We start from the raw sequence: 16,790 nt of genomic DNA, 5'->3' as shown, positions 1-16,790 counted from the left end.
GCAGTGCGCGGGCCTTACTCGGGCACCCGGCTCAGCTGAAACGCACTGGGCTCCAGCCAGAGTGTGTCAGGGTGCACGGGGACATCGCGCCCCACCAGGTGCACCAACAGGCCACCGCGCCGCACCACCACATGGCTCACCGTTTCACGGCTGCCCCCCAGTTGGACGACGGCACCAGGCTTGAACAAGGGCATGTAGTAATAAGCCGCAGTTTCCATAAGGATGCGGCTCCTTCCGCACAGGTGGCCGCGTGGCACACCGCGCAGCCCGCACAAAACTGAGGCTGCTCACCCCATCCTAGCACCGATCCCTGACCCTACCGCGCTGTCGGAAGGTAAAGCCAGAGACAGATCAGCCCGGGGTTTGCGCCCGCGCAAACCCGAGCGCCGCCTTCAGCAACCGCTCCAGGTGCGGTTGCACCCCGGCCGCCACCTCGGGCAGGTAGTCAAAAGGCATAACCTCCTGCATGTAGCTGCACTGCGTCATCTCCAGCTGCACCGCGTGGATGTTCTGTGCGGGCTGGCCGTAGTGGCGCGTGATGTGACCGCCCTTGAAGCGGCCATTGAGCACACCGGTGTAGCCCGGCGCCGACTGCGCAATGGCCAGCAGCACCTGCGCCAGCGCCGGGTCACAGCTGGCGCCATCGGCCGTGCCCAGGTTCAGGTCGGGCAGCTTGCCCTCAAAAAAGCGCGGCAGCACCGAGCGGATGGAGTGTGCGTCCCACAGCACCGCCACGCCATGCTGCGCGCGGATGCGGTCCAGCTCGGTGCGAAGTTGCGCGTGGTACGGCGCCCAGACTGCCTCGCGGCGGGCGGCCACCTCGGCTTCATCGGGCACGTCGCCCTGCGCGTAGATGGGCGTGTCGTCAAAGGTGTCCACAGGGCACAGGCCGGTGACGCTCTGGCCGGGGTACAGGCTCGCGCCATCGGGCGGGCGGTTCAGGTCCACCACATAGCGCGAATGCGTGGCCACGAGGATGGAGGCCCCCATGTCTTTCGCAAACGCATAGAGGCGCTCCATGTGCCAGTCGGTGTCGGGCACCTGGCGGGCTTCGTCGGTAAAGCGCGCAGCAAGCTGCGGCGGCACATAGGTGCCTGCATGGGGCATGGAGATCAGCAGTGGCTGCGTGCCCCGGTGAAAGGTGAAGGGCGGGGGTGTGGTGGTCATGGATGGCACCGTGGATGGAATCAAAGAACAGGGGGAAGTCAACCGGCCGAAATGGTGGTGGAGCGCGCCGCCACAAAAGCCTGCGCAGCCGTGTCGTGCAATGCATGACGCCCCTGCGCCACCCGCAACACGCCCGCGACCCACAGGCTGTCGATGGCCGAGGTACGGTGGCTGCCGAACACATGGGACGACAGCATGCTGGGCGCAGGCAGGCCCGCCAGTGCCACCTGCTGCGCATCCAGCGCCACCATGTCGGCCTGCTGGCCGACCGCCAGGCCTGCAGGGCCCGCCATGCCGCCGGGTGAGCGGCCAGACGCCTGCGCCCCGCCCTGCACTGCCTGCAAGGTCATGGCCGTGGCCACCTCGGCCTGGGTGCTGCTGGCCAGCACATTGCGCTGGCGGAGTGACAGGCGTTGGCCGTATTCGAGCATCAGCAGCTCCTCGGCGGCATTCACGCAGGCGTGGCTGTCGGAGCCCACACCCCAGCGGCCGCCGTGCTGCAGCCACAGCCGCATGTCGAAGAGGCCGTCGCCCAGGTTCGCCTCGGTGGTGGGGCAGATACCGGCCACAGCCCCCGTGCGCGCGGCGTCGGCGTATTCCTGCGGCGTCATGTGCGTGGCATGCACCAGGCACCAGCGTTCATCCACGGGGGCATGTTCCAGCAGCCACTGCACGGGGCGTTGGCCGCTCCAGGCGATGCAGTCCTGAACCTCCTGCGTCTGCTCGGCAATGTGGATGTGGATGGGGGCCCGGGGGTTCAGCGCCGTGAGGCCCTGTACGGCGGCGGCCAGGCTGTCGGGTGGCACGGCGCGCAGCGAATGCGGGGCCAGGCCCAGAATGCCGCCCAGCGCCCTTGTAGCGGGCGCAAGGCGCTCCAATAAGGAGAGCATGTTGTCGGTGCTGCGGACAAAGCGGGCCTGGGCGGCACGCGGCGGCTTGGCGCCAAAGCCGCTGGTCTGGTACAGCACCGGCAGCAGCGTGATGCCGATGCCCGCGCTCTTCGCCGCACGCAGCAGCGCCAACGACAGTGTGGCGTCATCGGCATAGGGGCGGCCGTCCTGGTCGTGGTGCACATAGTGGAACTCGCACACGCTGGTGTAGCCCGCCTCCAGCATCTCCACATACAGCCAGGTGGCAATGGCCTCCAGCGATTCGGGCGTGATGCGCGCGGCAAAGCGGTACATCAGGTTGCGCCAGCTCCAGAAGCTGTCCTGGCTCTCGCCCCGGTATTCCGTGAGGCCCGCAAACGCGCGCTGGAAGGCGTGCGAATGCAGGTTGGGCATGCCGGGCAGCAGCGGGCCGGTGGCCACTGCGGCGCCGTTGGGCTGCGCATTGGGCGTGATGGTGGTAATGCGCCCTGCCCCATCCCACGCGACGAGCACATCGCGCTCCCAGCCGGTGGGCAGCAAGGCATCGGCAGCGAAAAGTTGGCGTTGAAGCGGCTCGCTCATGGCATGACTCCATGGATGCGCCCCTGCCGCACGATGGTGCCGGCGGGCTTGTGGCCAAACCAGTAGGCCAGCTCGGCCGCCTCGCCCACAGGCCACAGCACGAAGTTGGCGGGCCGTCCCGACGCGATCAGGCCATGTGTGCCCTGCAGGCCCAGAGCACGCGCGGCGTGGGTGGTGATGCCCGCCAGCGCCTCAGGCACCGTCAGGCGGAACAGCGTGCAGGCCATGTTGGCCATGAGCAGCAGGCTGAGCGCGGGCGAGGTGCCCGGGTTGTGGTCGGTGGAGACGGCCATGGGCACGCCCGCCTCGCGCAGCTGTGCGATGGGCGGCAGGTGCGTGTCGCGCAGCGTGTAGTAGGCGCCCGGCAGCAGCACGGCCACGGTGCCTGCGGCTTTCATGGCAGCGATGCCGTCGGCCGACAGGTGCTCGATGTGGTCGCACGACAGTGCGCCATAGCGCGCGGCCAGCGCCGATCCGCCCATGTCCGACAGCTGCTCGGCATGCAGCTTGACGGGGATGCCGAGCTTTTGCGCAGCCTGGAAGACCTGCTCCGTCTCAGCCAGCGTGAAGGCGATGCGTTCGCAGAACACATCCACCGCATCCACCAGGCCCTCGGCAGCCAGCACGGGCAGCATCTCGTTGCAGACCAGATCGACATAGGCTTGGCTGCGGCCTGCGTACTCGGGCGGCAGCGCGTGCGCGCCCAAAAAGGTGGTGCGCACCGTCACGCCAAACGCCTCGCCCAGACGGCGGGCCGCGCGCAGCTGTTTGCGCTCATGTTCCAGCGCCAGGCCGTAGCCCGATTTGATCTCGATGGCACATACGCCCTCGGCCAGCAGGGCCTGCAGGCGCGGCACGGCCCGGGCAAAAAGCTCGTCTTCCGACGCCGCACGCGTGGCCTTGACCGACGACACAATGCCCCCGCCCGCCTTGGCCACTTCTTCGTACGTGGCACCGGCCAGGCGCATGGCGAACTCGTTGGCACGCTGGCCGCCATAGACCAGGTGCGTGTGGCAATCCACCAAGCCGGGCGTGACCAGCGCGCCCTGCGCATCGTGGCGCGGCAATGCCTGGTAGGCGGCAGGCAACTGCGCCTCGGGCCCCACCCAGGCCATCTGGCCTTGCTGCACCACCACGCAGGCCGATTGGCCCTCAGGCACTGCCACGTCGGCCGCCCACAGGCCGGGCGCGGGTTTCAGGTTGTGCCACACGCCATCGGCGTTCTGGCTGGCGGCCGCCCCGTTCGGGTGGCCGTGGTTGTCCATGTGTTGCATCTGCCTGCCCACCCGTGGGCTCCGTGTTGAATGCTATACAAATAATAGCTACCAGCGCTTATCCATCAGGCGGTGGCGGCCATTTTTATTCAAATTTTGGGAGCTGCACCGCGCTGCAAGGCGATCCAGACCAGTGCGGGCGCATCGGCGTCGGCCCCTGCATGCAACGGCTCCAGTTGGCCCGGCCTTGCACCGCCCTCGCCCGCCCACCAAAAGCCCTGCCCTGTAGCCAGCGCACGCGGCCCGGCGCCCGGCGCCACCCACTGCCAATCGCCCTGCAGCACCAGGCACAGGCCTGCGGGCGTGTCGCCGGGCGACTGCGCCTCGCTCACCACCCGCAGAGGCCCATGCCACAGGCCCCGCCGCAACATGAGGTTGAAGTCCTTGGAGGTGCCGCCCAGCATCGCACCGTCCACCGCATCGTCGCCGGAAAACGCAAACGGCTGCCAGCGCGGCTCCAGCCGGTGCTCCCAGCCAGGGCTGCGCAGGTGCAGGCCGTCGCCAGACAGCAGCATGATCTGCCGGTCGATGGCCGGGAAGACGGAGAACGGCCCGGGCCGGTCCACCGTGGCCAGGCTCACGCGCCACTCAAAGCTATTCATGTTTGCGCCCCGGGGCCAGCAGGCCAGCTCCTGCGTGCTGCCACCGCCGTTTTTCCAGGGCATGCTGGGGGTGGTGGCCAGGTCAAAAAAGTGCATTGCCATCGTTGTTGCCGTGTTCATCAATCAGGATGTTGCGGTGGTCGGCTCTGCGCCGGTGACCAGCAGCGGAAACAGCGGATGGTCCATCTCCGCGCCAGCGGGCAACTCGTCCGCCAGACCCGGAAACTCGGGCGAAGTCTTCCACGGCCGGGGTGCATGGCGCGTATCGTCGCCGAGGAACCGCACCGAGAACACGCGGCGGCGGTTGGGGCCCTCCACCCCACCGGCGGCATGCAGCGTGAGCATGTGAAAACACACCACGTCGCCGGGCTCGATCTCCCAGCCCACGATGGGGAATGCAGCACGGTCGGCCTCAACGTTGGGCAGGTCCTGCAGGCTGCCTTCGGGGAACCACTTCGCCTGGTTGTCCATGAAAGTGCGCGGCATGAGCCACGGCCCCTTGTGCGAACCGGCCACAAACTCCAGCGTCGCAGCGCGGGACACCGGATCGACCGGAATCCACATGCTGATGTTCTGCACGCCGTCGATGTTGTAGTACGGCTGGTCCTGGTGCCAGGGCGTGCGCTGGCGGGTTCCCGGCTCCTTCACCAGCACATGGTCGTGGTACAGCCGCACGGTGCGCGACTGCATGAGGCGCTGGGCGGCCAGGGCCAGCGGGGTTTCGCGCACAAAGCGGCCGAACTGCGGAATGTCCTGCCAGTTGCAGAAGTCCTCAAAGAAGCGGCCCGGGTCATCCGGCCTGCTGGCCACCTTGGCGCGCGGGCTGGGCGCGGCCAGGTTGGCATCGATGCCCTCGCGCAGCAACGCGACCTCTTCAGGCGTGAGCAACTGCTTGATGCAGATCGCGCCATCGCGGGCGAATTCGGCGACCTGCTGGTCGCTCAGTCGCTCGCGCAGGCGCGCCTGCCACGGTTGCTGCAGAACCCCGGACGAAACATCGGACATGGCACCTCACCTCCAGATCAAACGTGCAGACTGATAGATAGATCCCGCGAGTATCGGCGGGCTTACTTGATCATCGGCAGCTTCAGGCCCTGCTTCTTGGCCGTCTCCACCGCCAGCTCGTAGCCTGCGTCGGCATGGCGCATCACGCCGCTACCGCAGTCGTTGACCAGCACATTGGCAAGGCGTTGGGCCGCCGCTTCGGTGCCGTCGGCCACGATGACCATGCCCGAGTGCTGCGAGTAGCCCATGCCCACGCCCCCGCCGTGGTGCAGGCTGACCCAGGTGGCGCCACCTGCGGTATTGAGCAAGGCGTTGAGCAGTGGCCAGTCGCTCACGGCGTCGGTGCCGTCTTTCATGCCTTCGGTCTCGCGGTTGGGGCTGGCCACGCTGCCGGTGTCCAGGTGGTCGCGGCCAATCACGATGGGGGCCTTCAGTTCGCCGTTCTTCACCATCTCGTTGAAGGCCAGACCCGCGATGTGGCGCTCGCCCAGGCCCAGCCAGCAGATGCGTGCGGGCAGGCCCTGGAAAGCAATGCGTTCGCCCGCCATGTCGAGCCAGCGGTGCACGTGTTTGTTCTCGGGGAACAGCTCCTTGATCTTGGCATCGGTCTTGCGGATGTCTTCAGGGTCGCCCGACAGGGCCACCCAACGGAACGGGCCCTTGCCTTCGCAGAACAGCGGGCGGATGTACGCGGGCACAAAGCCGGGGAAGTCGAATGCGTCTTTTACGCCTTCGTCAAACGCCACCTGGCGAATATTGTTGCCGTAGTCCACCACCGGGATGCCCATGTGCTGGAAGTCGAGCATGGCCTGCACATGCACGGCGCAGGACTTGGCGGCCGCCTTCTTCAGCACCTCGTGCTGCGTCACGTCCTGCTGCGCGGCACGCCACTGGGCCACCGTCCAGCCTGCGGGCAAGTAGCCGTTGACGAGGTCGTGGGCCGAGGTCTGGTCGGTCACCAGGTCGGGCTTCAGCCCCCCCGCCTTGGCGCGCTTCACCAGCTCGGGCAGGATCTCGGCCGCATTGCCCAGCAGCGCGATGGAGATGGCTTCCTTGGCCGCCGTGTGCTGGCGGATGAGTTCGATGGCGTGGTCAATGTCACGCGCCTGCTTGTCCACGTAGCGCGTGCGCAGGCGGAAGTCGATGCTGCTTTGCTGGCATTCGATGTTGAGCGACACCGCGCCCGCAAAGGTGGCGGCCAGCGGCTGTGCGCCGCCCATGCCGCCCAGGCCTGCGGTCAGGATCCACTTGCCTTCGAGCGACCCGCCATAGTGCTTGCGGCCTGCCTCGGCAAAGGTCTCGTAGGTGCCCTGCACGATGCCCTGCGTGCCGATGTAGATCCAGCTGCCCGCCGTCATCTGGCCGTACATGAACAGGCCCTTCTGGTCGAGCTCGCTGAAGTGCTCCCAGTTGGCCCACTTGGGCACCAGGTTGGAGTTGGCCAGCAGCACGCGGGGCGCGTTGGCGTGGGTCTTGAACACGCCCACGGGCTTGCCGGACTGGATGAGCAGGGTCTCGTCGTCGTTGAGGTCCTTGAGCGACGCCAGGATCTGATCAAAACACTCCCAGTTGCGCGCGGCACGGCCGATGCCGCCATACACCACCAGATCCTGCGGGCGCTCGGCCACCTCGGGGTCGAGGTTGTTCTGGATCATGCGGTAGGCCGCCTCGGTGAGCCAGCTCTTGCAGGTGAGCTGGCTGCCGCGCGGCGCGCGGATCACGCGGGTGGCGTCGCGGCGGGGGTCGGTGTTGGAGGCGGCGGCGATGATGGCGTCGTTGGCGTTCATGGTGGACTCCTGTGAATCAGTGGTGTGCGTGGAAAAAATCAGGCGAAACTGGGCAGGCATTGCGTGAGCGCGGCAGGCCAGGTGGACTGCTGGGCCCAGGCGCGCATGGCTTCGATGTCGGGGGCGAGATAGCGGTCCTGCTCCAGGTAGGCTACGCGCTCACGGATGGCGGCGAATTGCGCTTCGATGAGGGGTGAACTCTTGAGCGAGCGGTCGAACTCCATGCCCTGCGCGGCCGCCATGGCTTCGATGCCGACCATCACCGCTGCATTGCGCACCATGTCACCCAGGCGGCGCGCGCCGTAGGTGGCCATGGAAACGTGGTCTTCCTGGTTGGCCGATGTGGGCAGGCTGGTCACGCTGCTGGGGTTGGCCAGGCACTGGTTCTCGGCCGCCAGCGCGGCGGCGGTGACCTGCGCGATCATGAAGCCGGAGTTCACGCCGCTGTCGCGGATCAGGAACGCAGGCAGGCCCGAGAGGCCCGGGTCCAGCAACAGCGACAAGCGGCGTTCGGAAATCGCACCGATCTCGGCGACGGCCAACGCAATGATGTCGGCCACAAAGGCGACGGGCTCGGCGTGGAAGTTGCCGCCGGAGATCACGTCGCCGTTGTCAAACACCAGGGGGTTGTCCGACGCGGCGTTCGCCTCGATGGTCAACACGCGCGCGGCGTGGTGCAGGTTGTCCAGGCACGCGCCCATCACCTGCGGCACACAGCGGATGGAATACGGGTCTTGCACGCGGCCGCAGTTGGGGTGCGATGGGTCGATGGCGCTGCCGTCGAGCAGCGCGCGCACGGCGGCCGCCACGGCGATCTGCCCGGCCTGGCCGCGCGCTTCGTGGATGCGTGCATCAAAGGGTTTGACCGAACCCTTGATGGCTTCGAGCGACAGGCAGCCCGCGACCAGCGCGGCAGCAAACACGCTCTCGACGCCAAACAAACCGGCCAGCGCGAGCGAGGTGGACACCTGCGTGCCGTTGAGCAGCGCCAGCCCTTCCTTGGGGCCCAGCACAAAGGGCTGCAGGCCAATGGAGCGCATGGCCTCGGCACCCGACACCACCTTGCCGTCCACCTTGGCCTGCCCTTCGCCGATCAGCACACAGGCCAGGTGCGCCAAGGGCGCCAGGTCGCCCGACGCCCCCACCGAGCCCTTGGCCGGGATCACCGGCAGCACGTTGGCATTGGCCAAGGCCAGCAACGCATCCACCAACTCGGGCCGCACGCCCGAGTGGCCGCGCGCCAGGCTCACGGCCTTGGTCGCGAGGACAAGGCGCACCACATCGTCGGGCAGCGGGTCGCCCGTGCCCACGCTGTGCGACAGCACCAGGTTGCGCTGCAGTTCGGCCAAACGATCGTGGGCAATCTTGGTGCTGGCCAGCTTGCCAAAGCCGGTGTTGATGCCATAGACCACCTGGTCTTCATCGACGATGCGCTGCACTGTGGCCAGCGACTGCTGCAGGCCAGCGCGCGCTGAGGCATCCAGCACCAGTTGTACCGGCCCGGCGTGGATTCGGCGCAGCTCGGCCAGCGTGACGCGGCCGGGGTGCAGGGTGATGGGTGATGCGTGTTGTGTCATGGCGTTGATCCTGTATATACAAGTAGGTACAAGCGAAAAACTCTGTGCTTTTGGCGAAAGAAAATTCAGCCCGCTACCGGATTGCCGTCGGCTCGGAAGCGGCTGCCCAGGCGGTAGCGGGTTGCGGGATGCAGGCAGCGCACCACGGTGATCGGCACCCCGCGCGACCAGGTGCGGCGGGTAAGAAGCAAGCAGGGCTCCTGCGGAGACATCTCCAGCAGCGCGGCCTGCTCGGCGGTGGGCATGACGGCATCGACCACATGTTCGATCTGGTCGAAAGGCACGTTGCGCACCAGGTATTCGGAGGGCTGCAGTTGCGTGAAGTCCTGCGCGGCGAACTGGGGCACCTGGCGCGGGTTCACGTGGCGATCTTCCAGTTGCACGGGCAGGCCGTCTTCGCGGTGGATGCACAGCGAGTGGAACACCGACTCACCCGTGCGCAGGTCCAGCGCGGCGGCCACCTCCAGCGTGGCGGAGGTGCGCTCCACCGTCAGCACGTCGCAGCGGTAGTCGTGCCCGCGCTGGCGGATTTCGCTGGCCAAATTGGCTATCTGCAGCAGCGTGGACTGCGGCTTGTCCTCGGCCACAAAGCTGCCCACACCGGCCACGCGCACGATGCGGCCCTGCTCCACCAACTCGCGCAGCGCGCGGTTCACCGTCATGCGCGAGATGCCGAACTGGGTGACCAGCTCGTTCTCGGAGGGCAGGCGGTCACCCGCGCGCCAGATGCCTTCCTGGATCTTGCGTGAGATGTGGTCCTTGACCTGCTCGTATAGCGCCATGGCCTGCGCGGGCGCGGCCACGGCTGCCACCGCCTTGGCGGGCGTGGCACTGCGCGGTGCAGCTGCGGTGGTGCGGCGGGAAGGACGGGCGCTCATGGGTGGACGCGGGGCTGTTGCGGGTTCAGATCAGTGCAGGTCCGCCACCATGGATTCGGCGCGGATCTCTTCGGTCAGGCGCGCCTTGAGGTCCATGAACTCGGGGCTGGTCTTGATGGTGTAGTGGCGCGGATGCGGCAGGTCCACCGCCAGCTCCGTCTTGATGCGGCCAGGCCGCGCGCTGAACACGGCCACGCGGTTGGCCATGAAGATGGCTTCGTCGATGTCGTGGGTGACGAAAAGCACGGTCTTGCGCTCGGCCTCCCAGATGCCGAGCAGCAGCTCTTGCATGAGCACGCGGGTCTGGTTGTCCAGCGCACCGAAGGGCTCGTCCATCAGCAAAATCTTGGGGTCGTTGGCCAGCGCGCGCGCAATGGCGGTGCGCTGCTGCATGCCACCCGACAGCTGCTTGGGAAAGTGCTGCTCGAAGCCACGCAGGCCTACCTTGGCGATGAAGTACGCGGCGCGTTCCTTTTGCTGCGCTTCGGGCATACCCCGCTCGCGCAGGCCGAAGCGGATGTTCTGCTCGATGGTGAGCCAGGGGAACAGCGTGTAGCTTTGGAACACCATGCCGCGATCGGCACCGGGGCCTTCCACGGGCACGCCATCCAACAACACGCGGCCGCTGGTGGCGTGGTCCAAGCCCGCCACGATGCGCAGCAGCGTGGATTTGCCGCAGCCCGAGGGGCCGAGGATGGTGACAAAGTCGTTGTCACGCACTTCAAAGTCCACCGGCAGCAGGGCCTGTGTACGCTGGCCTTTGCGCCCTTCAAAGGTGCGCGAGACGGCTTGAATGGATACGCTGCTCATCGCACAAAACTCCAGGCAAACAGACGGTGGTTGAGCGCCTTGAAGGCGAAGTCGGACACCAGCCCGATGAGGCCGATGATGATGATGCCGAAGATGATTTGGCCGGTGTTGAGCAGCGACTGGCTGTCGGTGATCATGTGGCCAATGCCGCTGGACGAGCCGATCAGCTCGGCCACGATGACATAAGTCCAGGCCCAGCCCAGCACCAAGCGCAGGGTCTCGGCGATCTCGGGCGCCGCACCGGGGATCAGCACCCGCGTGACGATGCCCTTGTGGCCCGCGCCCAATGTGTAGGCGGCCTCCACCAGGTCGCGCCGCGCACCGCCCACGGTAACGGCCACCATCAGCGTGATCTGGAAGACCGAGCCGATGAAGATGACGAGGATCTTCTGCGCCTCGCCAATGCCCGCCCACAGGATCAGCAGCGGAATGAAAGCTGACGCAGGCAGGTAGCGGCAGAACGAGATAAAGGGCTCGAAAAAAGCCTCGATGCCTTTGTACGCACCCATCGCAATGCCCAGTGGCACGGCAATGACGGCGGCCAGGATGAAGCCGCCGACCACACGCCAGATGGTCATGCCGATGTCTTTGATGAAGCCGTATTCAGTGAACAGCAGCCAGCCTTCCTTCACCATGGTGACGGGGCTGGCCAGGAAGGTGGGCGACACGAAGCCGCCCAAGGTGAAGAACGCCCACACCGCCACGAACACGGCGAAGAAGGCCAGCCCGAGCATCCAACGCGCACGGGGGCTCACGGGCTCCAGCGGGGCCAGCGAGCGCCGACGCACGGGGACCTGGGGCTCGGTAACAGACAGGGGTTGCACAGCAGACATGGCGCGCTCTTCTTGGGCTCGGGAAAACCGGTTTACTTGATGAAGCTCGCGTCGAACGTCGCGTTCAGATCATCCGGCGCCTTGCGGATGATGCCGGCCTCCAGCAGGATGGCCGTGGCGTCCTTCATGAAGGACTGCAGTTCGCCCGCAAAGAACTTCTGGTTGGCGGCCTTGTCCTGCCAACGTAGGAAGGACGACGACTTGGCAAACTGCTCGCCCGTCTGCTTGACGGCCGCTCCCATGATCTCGTTGGACTTCGCCGGATCGGCCTTGATCATGTCGAGCGCCTGGAAGTACGAGTTGGTGAGCGCCTGCGCCGCCTTGGCGTTGGCCTTGAGCCAGGTGGGGTCACAACCCACGGTGTCCATCACCATGGGGTAGTCGAGCGTGGTGGCCAGGATCTTGCCCGATGCAGGGTTGTCGCGCACGGTGGAGAGGTAGGGCTCGTACGTCATCGCGGCGTCGTTCTGGCCCGCCACAAAGGCCTGCGCAGCCGCCTGGGGCGACAGCGTGGTGGTCTTCACGTCCTTCAGGCTCATGCCGTTCTTGCTCAGCATCCACGCCAGGCCGAAGTACGGGGCAGTGCCGGGCGCATCCACGCCGATGGTCTTGCCCTTGAGGTCGGCAAAGCCCTTGATGTCGCCACGCACCGCAATGCCGTCGGCACCGTAGGACTTGTCCATCTGGAAGATCTGCACGATGGGCACGCCGTTGGCGTTCCAGGCCACGTGCGTCTCAACCGTGGTGGCGGCGCACTGGATGGATTTGGAGGCCAGGGCCAGGTGGCGGTCCTTCTGCGGAATCATCTTGATTTCCACATCCAGGCCGTTCTTCTTGAAGATGCCGGCCTTGTCGGCCAGGGTGAGCGGCGCAAAGCCCGTCCAGCCGGACATGCCCAGCACGATCTTGGTGTCCTGCGCCTGTGCCGGCGCGGCCAAGCCTACTACGCATGCGGCAGCCGCTGCCAGCGACGTCCATTTCGCAACCGATCGAATCATCATCTGCTCCTGTTTGAAAAAAGTGCTGCGCCCCAATCCGGCGGGCGGATGCCCTCGCGGCTGCCATGATGACAGGCAGAGCATACCTGTATATACAGGGTAAACGCTGAGTATCGCTTCTTGGTCAGGGACAGCAGATGGTTAGCAAATACGAGGCCAGCTGCCCATTGCGTGATTGCAGTGCCCGCGGCCGGCCCCGAAAGTGCTCCCAAAAAGATAGCTGGTCGCGCTTGACCATCCAGCCCTAGGGGCCAATTGTTATTCAATCGCCCTCTTCTCCTGTGCCGGAAGAAATTGCCGCATGGCCACGCTCAGCTATACGGCACGGAGGCTTCAAAGGGCGCCAGGGCTCCTTGGCGTGCACCAGGGTGGCGTGGGGGCCAGCCCCATCCCCGCGTCACGCCTCACCCTGGGGTGGCACCAACTTCGGAGCTGTCCCCGCCGCAAGGCAGACGTGCTGTCACACAAAGCCCCGGATCGGCATTGCGCACCTGCAGGCTCCCGCCATGCGCCTGGGTCACCAGTCGACACAGGTAAAGGCCCAGGCCCACCCCGCCCGTTGTCCGCTGGCGCGCCGAATCCGGGCGATAGAAAGCCTGGGCCAGATGCGGCAGATGCTCTGGCGGAACACCGGGGCCATGGTCGCGCACCTCGATCTCGACTACACCGTCTCGCAGGCGCAGCTGCATGCGCGGCGGCTGCGCGGCCGGGTCGTTATGGCGCAAGCTGTTGTCCAGCAGGTTGCGCATCAACAGCCGCACGCGCGACGGGTCCACCATGCAGTGGGGTAGCACTTCTTGCACATCCAGCGTGATGGCGGCGGCACCTGCGTGGCGCGCCTCCAGCTCGGCCACTACGCCGCGCGCGAGTGATTCGAGGTTGGTGGATTCGCGGTGCAGCGCCGCGTGACGCCCGGCAAGGCGTTCGCTCTCGAGCAGGTCGGTGATGAGCCGGCTCATTTCCCCCAGGTCGCGCATCAATGCGGCCCGCTGGGCCTGCACGTCGGGCGACTCGGGCAACAGCTCGGCATTCAGCCGCGCCCGGGTGAGGGGGCTGCGCAACTCGTGGCTCATGGCCAGCAGCAGTGCACGCTTGGCTTCGAGCATCTGGTGGATGTCCTCGCCCATGGTGTTGATGGTGCCTGCCAGCTGACCCAGCTCGTCGGGCCGGTGCGCATGCCGAACGGGAATAGGCTCGCCAAAATCCCCATTGCCAAAGCGCCGCGCTCCGCGCCGGATGTCATCCAGCGGACGCAGCAGATGGCGCACATAGACATAGGCGAGCGCCGTCAGCAGCAGCAAGATGGTGAGTGTTCCCCAGGCAATGCGCGGACGCTTGTCCCACGACAAGGCATTGAGTCCGAACTCGATGTGATGGCCATCTGCAGTGGTGCGGTGCAACAGCCGGTAGCCAGTGTCATCGCGGCTCCAATGGTCCTGGCGCTGCACCTTTTCGCTCATCCAGTCGGGGCGGGGGCGGTCCGGGTGCGAGTCCCACCGGACCTCGGGCCCGTCGATGCGCAGTGTGACGGGCAACCGGTCGGCAATGGCCTGCGCGCGCTCAATGCTGGGCGGGCTGCCGATCTCGGCCGTGAGGCGATCCACATAGTCCATCAACAGGGGGCGAGCCGCCTCCTTCCAGCCCAGGGCCACCACTTTCTGCATCCCGCCCATGAAGGCCACTGCCACCGTCACCGCCAGGGCCATGAACACCAGCACCAGCCGCAAGTGCAGCGAATATCCCACCGCGTCGCGCGCGCGCCGGTGCCAAGGGCAGTCCGAGGAGGAACTGCCAGCTTTCATCGGTTCCGCTTTCATGGTGCAAAGGCATCCGAAGCCGGCGACGCTGCCGTCCCCCCTGCTGCAGCCCGGCGCAGCGCGAGCGAGTAGCCCGCATTGCGCAACGTCTTGATGCAGTCCAGAGGCTCCAGCTTCTTGCGCAGCCGGCTGACCACAATGTCCACGGCGCGGGTGTACAGCTCTGCCTCGTGGCCCCGCAATTGGTTGAGGATGTCGTCGCGGCTGAACACTTTGCCGGGCTCCCGCGCCAGCAGGTGCAGCAGGTCAAATTCGGTGCTGGTCAGCTCCAAAGTCTCCCCCTGCCGCAACACGCTGCGCTGCGCCGCGTCAATGGTCAGGCCCTCGAACTGGAGCGGTCCCGAGGCTGCACCCACCGGCCCGCCAACGCGCAGGCGGCGCAGCACGGTCTGCAGCCGGGCCACAAGCTCGCGCGGTTCAAAAGGTTTGGGGAGATAGTCATCCGCCCCCAGTTCCAAGCCCACCACGCGATCCATCACCTCACCGCGGGCCGTCAGCATCACGATGGGCAAATCGCCTTGCTTGCGAATCGTGCGGCACAGTTCAAAGCCATCCATCTCGGGCAACATAACGTCCAAAATGGCGGCATCGAAACCACCCTGCGCCAGCAAGGCGAGCCCCTCGCTGGGCTTGAGGGCGTGGATCAAGTCGAGCTCAAACCGCCGGAAGTAAGTAGCCAGGGGCGGGCCGAGCTGCGCGTCATCGTCAATGAGCAGAATGCGGTGCATAGAGAATTTTCCCATCATCCTGCTCTACTGGCGGCGCGGGCTCCTCGCACGCATCACCTGCCGCCCGCAGCGCCCGATGGCGCACGATCATCCTGCGCAGGCGGCGCTGGGCACTTACCTGCAGCGCATCAAAGCGGTCTGCCGCCGCCAGCAGCGCGGGCAGGGTCTGCGCCGCAACGGCTGGCCGCTGCGCCACCAGGCCCAGGGCATGTTCGCGGTCAAACCGCGGGCCCCAGACCAGCGACATCAACTCGTCGTGGGGATTGGGCATGCCCGCCAACAGGGCCGCCCCGTGCCTGCGCACCCCTTGGGCTAGGTGGTGGATGGGTTCGAGCGTGGGGGACATGGCTGCCTCCGTGCCGTCAGCCGCGCATCATCCAGCCTTTGCGCCGCTGCATGAACTCGCGCACCTTCTGCTGCTGTTCAGGGTTCAGCGCATCATAGAAATCGGCCAGCGCGCCCAGGACTTCAGGGCCGTTGGCCTGCACTGCGCGGGTCTTCTCGTTCAGCAAGGCCTGCGCACGCTCGCGATCAAACCGCTCACCGGCCACAATGGCCTGCATCTCCGCGCGGGGGTCCGGCGTCTTGCCCGCGAAGGCGGCGCGCTGGGCTTGCAGCTTGTCGGCCAGCACGTTGAGTTTGACCTTCTGTGCCTCGTTCAGGTCCAGCTTGTCGCTGACCCGATCGACCATTTTGCTGCGAACCTCCGCCATCTTTTCAGAGGTCCACCCGCCGCGGTGGTAGTGGCCGCTGGAGCAGGCGGTCAACCCACCCAGAGCGATGGCAACGCCGAAACTCCCCAACAGGGTCTTCCGAATCCAGGGTTTCATGGTGTGGTCCTTTCAAGGCCGGTGGAACAATGGCCTTGATGGTGCCGCGCCCCCCTGGGAACGTGGTCTCGACGCAGTTTCGGTTTATTTCGTTTTGTTTCAAATGCGGAGAAGGGAGCATGGACCCCTACCGCATATTTCACGCCTGCAGCTCAGCGAAGCACCGCCGAAAGCATCTTCAAGCGTTCAGCCAGTTCTGTGGCATGGGTTTGCATCTGAGCCGTCGTCACCACGCCTACACACCAGCCGTCGAGCCAAAGATCAAAAGTCTCGGACTTCGGCAACTCACCGCGCTGATCGGCGTAGGCAACTATCGCGTCTTCGATCCGCCCGTGCGTGGTCGGGGTACCAACCATTCGTTTACCGTCAAATACCCTCGCCAAATAACGATGATGGCCTTCGCACCGGATATGTAACGTCAAGGCCATGCTGCTCGCCAATCCTCTCCATTACGGGCCCTCTGCTCACCCCATCGCCTGGGGAATGCGGTATTCAAGGTCTGCGAATTGCAGTTCTCGCTCTACCCCGTGCGCATCCCCACCCTGGGTAAACAAATGGTCGGTTTGCTGACGCTGTGGGATATCGTCGGTAGGCTGCCCCATCTGCAGCGCCCAAAAATCTGACCGGCCTTCCAGATCATGGGATTTTGGGTCTATTGAGAACATAGTGCTTGCTCCTGAAGGACCTCAGCGGCCACGCATTTCATGGTCCACGAGGACAGCCCGAAAACTGTCGGCAACGGGTGGTGTTGCCTGTAGGAACCGCCTTACGCAGGGGGCGAGGACCTAGCCTCTCGGCAGGGTCGCTGACGCTACCGCCGATGTCAGTCCATCACGGCATTGCCCAGTGATGCGGGTAAGTGGAGTCCACTTGCTTAGGCGGCCTTGGCCATCGGAGGCTCCTCCATACCCAGTGCATCACCCTCCCCCGCCAGAAGACCAATGCAGTCCAGGGCGGTTGGGGGATCGCAGGGCTGTGCATAGACACGCAATGCGATGTCCTGGGCTGCGGGGGAGAAAAATAGCCAGAGGGT

At 65.9% G+C, this 16,790-nt stretch carries 18 protein-coding genes; all 18 read right to left on the bottom strand.

Going from position 1 to position 16,790, the window contains the following annotated elements; all coding sequences use genetic code 11:
- Window positions 1-14 precede the first annotated feature (14 nt).
- Complete coding sequence (locus tag MRY84_RS10700; protein ID WP_094290971.1) at window positions 15-218, bottom strand: hypothetical protein; 204 nt, start codon at window positions 216-218, stop codon at window positions 15-17.
- A gap of 133 nt (window positions 219-351) precedes the next feature.
- Window positions 352-1,167 carry an N-formylglutamate deformylase gene (gene hutG, locus MRY84_RS10695; protein ID WP_291505715.1) on the bottom strand — a complete coding sequence of 272 codons (816 nt, stop codon included), beginning with the start codon at window positions 1,165-1,167 and terminating at the stop codon, window positions 352-354.
- A gap of 38 nt (window positions 1,168-1,205) precedes the next feature.
- Complete coding sequence (locus tag MRY84_RS10690; protein WP_291505714.1) at window positions 1,206-2,618, bottom strand: formimidoylglutamate deiminase; 1,413 nt, start codon at window positions 2,616-2,618, stop codon at window positions 1,206-1,208.
- Entirely contained in the window at window positions 2,615-3,883 is a 1,269-nt protein-coding gene (gene hutI / locus MRY84_RS10685; RefSeq protein WP_291505713.1) for an imidazolonepropionase, read from the bottom strand. The genes MRY84_RS10690 and hutI overlap by 4 nt, the downstream gene beginning before the upstream one ends.
- A gap of 98 nt (window positions 3,884-3,981) precedes the next feature.
- On the bottom strand, window positions 3,982-4,596 hold the full coding sequence (locus tag MRY84_RS10680; protein ID WP_291505712.1) for a HutD family protein: 615 nt from the start codon (window positions 4,594-4,596) through the stop codon (window positions 3,982-3,984).
- A gap of 21 nt (window positions 4,597-4,617) precedes the next feature.
- Entirely contained in the window at window positions 4,618-5,499 is an 882-nt protein-coding gene (locus MRY84_RS10675; RefSeq protein ID WP_291505711.1) for a phytanoyl-CoA dioxygenase family protein, read from the bottom strand.
- A 62-nt stretch (window positions 5,500-5,561) separates the two neighbouring features.
- Window positions 5,562-7,286: a urocanate hydratase gene (gene hutU / locus MRY84_RS10670; protein WP_291505710.1), complete on the bottom strand. Its 1,725-nt coding sequence runs from the start codon at window positions 7,284-7,286 to the stop codon at window positions 5,562-5,564.
- Window positions 7,287-7,324: 38 nt separating this feature from the next.
- Window positions 7,325-8,863 carry a histidine ammonia-lyase gene (hutH, locus tag MRY84_RS10665; protein WP_291505709.1) on the bottom strand — a complete coding sequence of 513 codons (1,539 nt, stop codon included), beginning with the start codon at window positions 8,861-8,863 and terminating at the stop codon, window positions 7,325-7,327.
- A 65-nt stretch (window positions 8,864-8,928) separates the two neighbouring features.
- Window positions 8,929-9,741 (bottom strand): histidine utilization repressor, encoded by an 813-nt coding sequence (gene hutC / locus MRY84_RS10660; protein ID WP_291505708.1) that lies wholly within the window; start codon window positions 9,739-9,741, stop codon window positions 8,929-8,931.
- Between the two features lie 30 nt (window positions 9,742-9,771).
- Complete coding sequence (locus MRY84_RS10655; RefSeq protein WP_291505707.1) at window positions 9,772-10,551, bottom strand: ABC transporter ATP-binding protein; 780 nt, start codon at window positions 10,549-10,551, stop codon at window positions 9,772-9,774.
- Entirely contained in the window at window positions 10,548-11,384 is an 837-nt protein-coding gene (locus tag MRY84_RS10650; RefSeq protein ID WP_291505706.1) for an ABC transporter permease, read from the bottom strand. Before MRY84_RS10650 ends, MRY84_RS10655 begins: the two co-directional genes overlap by 4 nt.
- A gap of 32 nt (window positions 11,385-11,416) precedes the next feature.
- The gene (locus MRY84_RS10645; protein WP_291505705.1) at window positions 11,417-12,382 is read right to left on the bottom strand and encodes an ABC transporter substrate-binding protein; all 966 of its coding nucleotides are present in this window, start codon (window positions 12,380-12,382) and stop codon (window positions 11,417-11,419) included.
- A 404-nt stretch (window positions 12,383-12,786) separates the two neighbouring features.
- Window positions 12,787-14,184, bottom strand: a complete 1,398-nt coding sequence (locus tag MRY84_RS10640) for a HAMP domain-containing sensor histidine kinase (RefSeq protein ID WP_291505704.1) — start codon at window positions 14,182-14,184, stop codon at window positions 12,787-12,789.
- 11 nt (window positions 14,185-14,195) lie between these two features.
- Window positions 14,196-14,927, bottom strand: coding sequence for a response regulator transcription factor (locus tag MRY84_RS10635; protein WP_291505703.1), 732 nt, complete (start codon window positions 14,925-14,927; stop codon window positions 14,196-14,198).
- Window positions 14,905-15,273, bottom strand: a complete 369-nt coding sequence (locus tag MRY84_RS10630) for a hypothetical protein (protein WP_291505702.1) — start codon at window positions 15,271-15,273, stop codon at window positions 14,905-14,907. Before MRY84_RS10630 ends, MRY84_RS10635 begins: the two co-directional genes overlap by 23 nt.
- Before the next feature lie 16 nt (window positions 15,274-15,289).
- Window positions 15,290-15,757: a Spy/CpxP family protein refolding chaperone gene (locus MRY84_RS10625; protein WP_291505701.1), complete on the bottom strand. Its 468-nt coding sequence runs from the start codon at window positions 15,755-15,757 to the stop codon at window positions 15,290-15,292.
- A 152-nt stretch (window positions 15,758-15,909) separates the two neighbouring features.
- Complete coding sequence (locus MRY84_RS10620) at window positions 15,910-16,185, bottom strand: hypothetical protein (RefSeq protein ID WP_291505700.1); 276 nt, start codon at window positions 16,183-16,185, stop codon at window positions 15,910-15,912.
- A 36-nt stretch (window positions 16,186-16,221) separates the two neighbouring features.
- A complete protein-coding gene (locus tag MRY84_RS10615; protein WP_291505699.1) occupies window positions 16,222-16,422 on the bottom strand; it encodes a hypothetical protein in 201 nt (66 codons plus the stop codon).
- Window positions 16,423-16,790 lie beyond the last annotated feature (368 nt).

It is taken from the genome of Acidovorax sp. (genome assembly GCF_022763525.1).
GTDB lineage: Bacteria > Pseudomonadota > Gammaproteobacteria > Burkholderiales > Burkholderiaceae_C > Acidovorax.
The sequence above is the reverse complement of the archived record's forward strand: the minus strand, read 5'-3'. Positions and strand labels throughout refer to the sequence as shown.